Source organism: Cupriavidus sp. 05T313 (genome assembly GCF_056396665.1).
The window spans coordinates 1-6,648 of the sequence record NZ_JBFTLX010000370.1 but is presented as its reverse complement, the minus strand read 5'-3'; the positions used below and the strand labels follow the sequence as shown (position 1 = coordinate 6,648).

The window sequence follows — 6,648 nt, the reverse complement described above, 5'->3', positions numbered from 1 at the left end:
ATACAGGAACCACTGCCCGAACCGGCGGAACGGCGCGAAAGCCTGCGCCTCGACCATCTCCCGCACGTTCGGGAACGGTAGCGCCGAGCGGAAGATCGGCAGTTCCGGCCCCGCGCTCTTGCCCGCGATCAGCGCGGCCATGCGCTTGCCGGCCTGCGCGGAGTACATCACGCCGTTGCCGCCGTAGCCCATCGCGTAGTAAATGGTCTGGGCCGGGTCCGGCTGGAAGATGCGCGGCATCATGTCATGGCTCACATCGACCCAACCCCACCAAGAATAGTCGATCTGGATGCCTTGGAGCGCAGGGAACTTGCGGTGCAGGTCGCTGACCAGCTTGTCCTTGTATTTATGCTGCGGCGCATCGTTGCCGGTGATGGCGCTGCGGCTGCCGATCTGCAGGCGGCCATCCGGCATCAGGCGGTAGTAGTGCCGCAGGATGCGGGTATCGGTGATGACCTGCGTCGTGCGGAAATTGCACGCTTCCCGCTCGGCCGGCGTCAGCGGCCGGGTGACGATGGAGTTCGACAGGATCGGGAACAGGCGGTTCTTCAGTTGCGCATGGAGGTGCGGCGAGGTGTAGCCGCCGGTGGCCACGGCGACCGCGCGGGCGCGCACGATGCCGCCGGGCGTCTTCAGGTAATGCACGCCGCCACGCGTCTCCCAGCCCGTCACGGGGCTGGATGGGTGGACCTTGGCGCCCAGCGCGCGGGCCTTGCGCAAGTAGCCGAAGGCCAGCTTGCCGGCATGGATGCCGATGCCTTCGGGTTCGTGCATGGCGCCGGCGGCTTCCTTGTCGTCGACGTACTCGCGCTTGACGGTATCGGCGTCGAGGATGCGCGCGTCGTACTTGAAGACGTCGCGCAGGATCCTGGCTTCCTTTTCCAGCGCGGGCATGACCTTGTCCCGGTGCGCGATGTACAGGTGGCCGCCCGGCTGCGGTTCGCAGTCGATGTCCTTGATCAGCCCCTTGAAGGTCTCCATGCCGTCGCACACTTCCTCATGCAGGCGCAGCGCGGTATCCAGGCCGTAGCGCTGGATCCACTGCGAACGCTTGAGCCGGCCCGAGGCGCACTGTGCCTGGCCGCCGTTGCGCGTGCTGCAACCCCAGCTCACGCGGTTGGCTTCCAGCACGGTGGCCTTGATGCCATACTCCTGCGCGAGGAAGATCGCGCAGGTCAGGCCGGTGAAGCCCGAGCCGATGATGGCCACGTCCACGTCGATATCGTGGGTGACCGGGCCGTCGTCCGGCGGCGGCTCGCCGGCGGTGCCGATCCAGTAGGTGGGGGCGTACTCGCGGCCCTGCCCGGGCGTGGGCGCGACCAGCGGGTCGTAGGCCGGGTCGTACGGCTTCGAAGGCGCGGTGGCGTGGCCTTCGGGCAGGATCAGTCTTGCGGCGGTGGCATCCATGTCTGTCTTCCTCGTGTGCCCTCTGTGGGGTGCCGGATTCAGTTGCCTGCGCCGTTCGCCGCGACGGGCGGACGGTCCTTGCGGTACGCGTTCTTCACCGCGATCTTGCCGTCGCGGAAGGTGAACACGTCCACCATGCGCGCCTCGATGCGGGTGCCGTCCGCCTTCGTGCCGCGGAAGGTGGATTCGCTCACGCCGCGCTCGCCGGCCACGAAATGCTCGCCGTCGAGCCATGCCGCGTCGGGGAAAGCCTGCCATGCCAGCTGGAAGCCCTCGCGCACCGCCTCGCGGCCTGCGAAGCTGCGGCCGAACAGCTCGCTGCCGGCCACGGCGTGGAACACGCAGTCCTCGGCCATGAAGCGCATCAGCGCTTCGATATCGTGCCGGTTCCAGGCGTCGCTGAATGCTTGCAGGGTGGCCTCGGTGACGGGGGTATTTGCCATTTGGATCTCCTTGATGTTGTGTGTGATTCGCGCGTTGCGCGGACCTGTGCGCCTTATGACGTCAGCATAGTGAGGTGGCGCGCAATGCTGTAGGGCCAGATCCCGTAAATCGTTTGGGCCAGCGGCCACCGGCTCACCCGAAGCTGCGCATCAGGTACACCACGCCCAGCATGTACAGCGCCACGAACGCCGTCTCGGCGGACATCAGCACGATCGGCTTCCAGCCGAGTTCGGCCAGCTTCTGGAACGAGGTCTTCACCCCCAGCGCGGCGATCGAGATCACCAGGCACCAGCGCGAGACTTCGGAGCACCCCGCCGCGACGGCCGGCGGAATGCCGCCCAGGCTGTTGACCAGCACCAGCGCGGCAAACACCAGCAGGAAAACCGGTATCAGCGGCGCCCGCGCGCCGCCGGCCACGGCGCTCTTCTTGCGGCGCGCGTGGAAGACCAGCGCCAGCATCACCACCACCGGCATCAGCATGGCCACGCGGAACATCTTGGCCAGCGTGGCGGCATCCRCCACCTGCGGCGAGATGATGTAGCCCGCGCCGACCACCTGCGACACATCGTGGATCGAGCCACCGAGAAACAGGCCCGCCTCGTGCCGGCCGAGGCCAAGGTGCGTGACGATGAGCGGATACAGCACCATGGCCAGCGTGGAGAAAGCGGCGATGCCGATGGCGGTGAGCAGCGTGTAGCGCTCGTTCTCGGCGGTTTGCGGCAGCGTGGACGAGATCGCCAGCGTGGCGGAGATGCCGCAGATGCCGGTGCCGCCGCCGGAGAGCAGCCCGAGCATGGGCGGCAGCTTGAGCGCGCGGGCAAGCAGCACGCCGAAGGAAATGGTCAGCACCACCGCCCCGATCAGCGCGGCGACGCCGGACAGGCCAAGGTCGCCCACATCGCTGGCGGCAATGCGCACGCCCAGCAGCGCCACGCCGACCCGCACCAGCTTCTTGGCCGAGACCTCGATGCCGGGCAGGCATCTGGCGTTCTCGGTCAGGAAGTGGAAAGCGATGCCGATCAGCAGCGCATACAGGAACTGCGGGCCGCCGTAGTGCTCGGAGACAAAGGTGGCGGCCAGCCCGATCACGCCGCACAGCATGAAGCCGGGCAGCAGGGCGCGGGTCCGCGCGAAGGCGGACTGGGGAATGGCGGGTAGGGTGTTTGCGGTCATGGCGGCAGCCAGGTAGTTTGAAAGCGGCCGGGCAGGCGCGGGCCTGCCGCTGCGGCAAAACGCGGCGGCAGGCAATGCGGACTTGCCGGGAGTGAATCCGCGATGGCGCGCATCGCGGAAGCCGGATCAGGTGGAGCCGGCGGATCGGGCGGATCGGGCGATGGGCGTGTCAGTCAGCCCGCCGCACCTCGCCCATCGGTGCGGCGGTGATCGCGTGCTTGCGGCACAACTGGCGCACGGCATAAGCGATCAGCAGGATGCCCAGGCTGGCCACGCCGAGCAGCAGCGGAGTGCGCTGATCGGGGATAAAGGCCATGGCGACCACGATCCCGACCATGCCTGCGATGGCGACCCAGGTCAGGTAGGGAAAGGCCCACATCCGCACCTTGAGCCGCTCCGGCGCTTCGCGCTCAAGGCGGGCGCGCAGGCGCAGTTGCGAGAAGGCGATCAGGATGTAGACGAAGATGGCGACCGTGCCGTAGGAGTTGACCAGGAAAGCGAACACCTTGTCCGGCGACACATAGGACATCACCACCGCACCGTAGCCGAACAGCGTGGCGAACAGGATGGCCCGGACCGGCACGCCGTTGCGGCTCAGCTTGGCCAGCCCCTTGGGCGCATCGCCACGCTTGGTCAGCGCGAACAGCATGCGCGACGAGGCGTACAGTCCGGAGTTCAGCGCCGAGAGCACCGCGGTCAGTACCACGGCGTTCATGATCTGCGCCGCCGCCGGGATGCCCATGGCCTTGAGCGCGCTGACGTACGGCGTGGCGATGCCGACGGAGTTCCACGGCACCAGGCACACCACCAGCAGTACCGAGCCCACGTAGAACACCAGCACGCGGGTGATGACGGAGCTAGTGGCCTTGGCCACCGCCTTTTGCGGCTCGGCGGTTTCCGCCGCGGCGATGGTGACGATCTCGGCGCCGAAGTAGAACCCCGTGGCCGCTACCGCGCCGGTCAGCACCGGCATGATCCCGTTCGGTGCAAAGCCCCCGTGCACGGTGAGGTTGGCGACGCTGGCGGTGGTGGCGGGCCACATGCCGAGCACGAACAGGCCGGCCAGGAACAGGAACACCACGATGGCAGCCACCTTGATCGAGGCAAACCAGAACTCGAACTCGCCGAAGGACTTCACCGAGATCAGGTTGGTCAGCGTGAGCATCACCAGCAGTACCAGGCTGATGGTCCAGGCGGGCACGTCCGGTAGCCAGAACTGCACCAGCGTGGCCCCGGCCACGGCCTCCAGCGCGACCACGATCACCCAGAAATACCAGTACATCCAGCCGGTGAGGAAGCCGGCGAGTTCACCCATGGCCGGGCGGTCGCGCCAGGCCTCGCGGGCGTATTCGTAGAAGGAACCCACGGTGGGCAGCGCGCACGCCATCTCGCCCAGCATGCGCATGACCAGCACCACCAGCAGGCCGGTGATGAGGAAGGAAATGACGGCGGCGGGGCCGGCGGACTTGATGACCACGCCGCTGCCGACGAAAAGGCCGGCGCCGATGACGCCGCCCAGCGCGATCATGGTCATGTGGCGCTGCTTCAGCCCGTGCTTCAGGCCGCTTGATTGCTGCTGTTCGGTAATCACTGTGTTGTCTCCTGCACTGCACAGGGTCGCGCGCCACGGTTTCTATAGTAGGTCGGCGATTGGCTCGCCGCCGGGTCCATGGTCGCGCCGGATGACGCCGGTGCGGGTTGCGGCAGGCGTTGCGTATCGCATGCGGCGCCTGCCGCGGGGGGCGGAAACATCCGTTGCCCGGAAGGCCGGGCGACGGATGTTCACGCGCTTACAGACTTGGCGCTCAAACGTAGTCCTTGTACTTGTCGAGGCTCAAACGTAGTCCTTGTACTTGTCGAGCATGCGCACGGGCTTGGCGAGCGCATCGCGGCGGAACGGGTCGCCCAGCTCGCGGGTGCACATGATTTCGATGATGGTGGTCTTGCCGTGGTTCATCTGCAGGTCGATGGCGCGCTTGAGCGCCGGGCCCACATCCTCCAGCTTGTCCACCACGATGCCTTCGGCGCCCATGGCGCGGGCGATCTCGGCAAAGCTCTGGTTGTCCAGTTCGCCGGCGACGAAGCGGCGGTTGTAGAAGTCCACCTGGTTCTTCTTCTCCGCGCCCCACTGGCGGTTGTGGAACACCACGGCCGTCACCGGGATGTTGTGGCGCACGCAGGTCATGGTTTCCATCAGGCTCATGCCCCAGGCGCCGTCGCCGGCATAGGACACGGCCGGGCGGTGGGGTGCGGCCACCTTGGCGCCGATGATGGTGGGGAAGGCATAGCCGCAGTTGCCCCAGCTCATGGCGGCGAAGAAGCTGCGCGGCTTGTTGAAGCGCAGGTAGCTGTTGGCCACCGAGTTGATGTTGCCGATGTCGGTGGAAACCATCACGTCTTCCGGCATGGCCTTCTCCAGCTCGCGCAGGACCTGGCGCGGATGCAGGTAGTGGCCGCCGGTGGGCGTGCGTTCCTGCTTCTGCTCCTCGATCATGTCCAGGCTGTAGGGGTCGCGCTCGTGGGTCCACTCGTCGAGCTCCTTCTCCCAGGCGGCCTTCTCGGCGGCGATCTGGCCGGCGCGGTCTTCGCGGGAGGCGTCGCACGCCAGCGTGCGTCCGGCCAGACGCTCGGTCAGCGCCACGGCGGCGGCCTTGGCGTCGCCGCAGATGCCCACCGAGATCTTCTTCACCAGGCCAAGCATCTTATGGTCGGCATCGATCTGGATGATCTTGGCGTTCTTGGGCCAGTAGTCCATGCCGTGCTGGGGCAGGGTGCCGAACGGTCCGAGGCGCGAGCCGAGGGCGATGACGACGTCGGCGCGGGCGAGCAGCTTCATGGCCGCCTTGGAGCCCTGGTAGCCCAGCGGGCCGCACCACAGCGGGTGGCTGGCGGGGAAGGAGTCGTTATGCAGGTAGCTGTTGACCACCGGGGCGCCCAGCCGCTCGGCCAGCGCCTGGCACTCCGCGATGGCATCGGCCATGACCACGCCGCCGCCGGAGATGATGACGGGGAACCTGGCCTGCGCGAGCAGTTCGGCGGCTTCGTTCAGGCGCTGGTCGCCGCCGGGGCCGCGGTCCAGGCGCTGGGGCTGGGGGATCTCGGCCTTGATCTGTCCGTAGAAGTAGTCGCGGGGGATATTGAGCTGGGTGGGGCCCATCTCGGCCATGGCGCGGTCGAAGCAGCGGCCGGTGAACTCGGCCATGCGGGCCGGGTGGGTGACGTGGCCCTGGTACTTGGTGAACTCCTGGAACATCGGCARCTGCTTGGCTTCCTGGAAGCCGCCCAGGCCGATGCCCATGGTGCCGGCTTCGGGGGTGACGATGACCACGGGGCTGTGGGCCCAGTAAGCGGCGGCGATGGCGGTGACGCAGTTGCTGATGCCGGGGCCGTTCTGGCCGATGACGACGCCGTGGCGGCCGGAGACGCGGGCATAGCCGTCGGCCATGTGGCCGGCGCCCTGCTCATGCACGACGGGGATCAGGCGGATGCCGGCGGGGGCGAAGATGTCCATGGCGTCCATGAAGGCCGACCCCATGATGCCGAACATGTCGGTCACGCCGTTGGCGGCAAGGGTCTCGACGAAGGCTTCCGAGGGGGTCATGGCCTGCGGGCCGGCGGTGGCGG

The 6,648-nt window shown here is 67.5% G+C and carries 5 protein-coding genes; all 5 read right to left on the bottom strand.

Annotated features, from left to right (window positions below; translation table 11 throughout):
• Positions 1–1,407: NAD(P)/FAD-dependent oxidoreductase (locus tag AC1DKD_RS38950; protein WP_477144535.1), on the bottom strand; the 1,407-nt coding region annotated here is incomplete at its 3' end.
• Positions 1,408–1,445: 38 nt separating this feature from the next.
• Positions 1,446–1,850 carry a nuclear transport factor 2 family protein gene (locus AC1DKD_RS38945; protein ID WP_441633247.1) on the bottom strand — a complete coding sequence of 135 codons (405 nt, stop codon included), beginning with the start codon at positions 1,848–1,850 and terminating at the stop codon, positions 1,446–1,448.
• Positions 1,851–1,983: 133 nt separating this feature from the next.
• Positions 1,984–3,024: a YeiH family protein gene (locus tag AC1DKD_RS38940; RefSeq protein ID WP_477144534.1), complete on the bottom strand. Its 1,041-nt coding sequence runs from the start codon at positions 3,022–3,024 to the stop codon at positions 1,984–1,986.
• 169 nt (positions 3,025–3,193) lie between these two features.
• Complete coding sequence (locus tag AC1DKD_RS38935) at positions 3,194–4,558, bottom strand: amino acid permease (protein WP_441633257.1); 1,365 nt, start codon at positions 4,556–4,558, stop codon at positions 3,194–3,196.
• Positions 4,559–4,858: 300 nt separating this feature from the next.
• Positions 4,859–6,648: sulfoacetaldehyde acetyltransferase (xsc, locus tag AC1DKD_RS38930; protein ID WP_477112230.1), on the bottom strand; the 1,790-nt coding region annotated here is incomplete at its 5' end.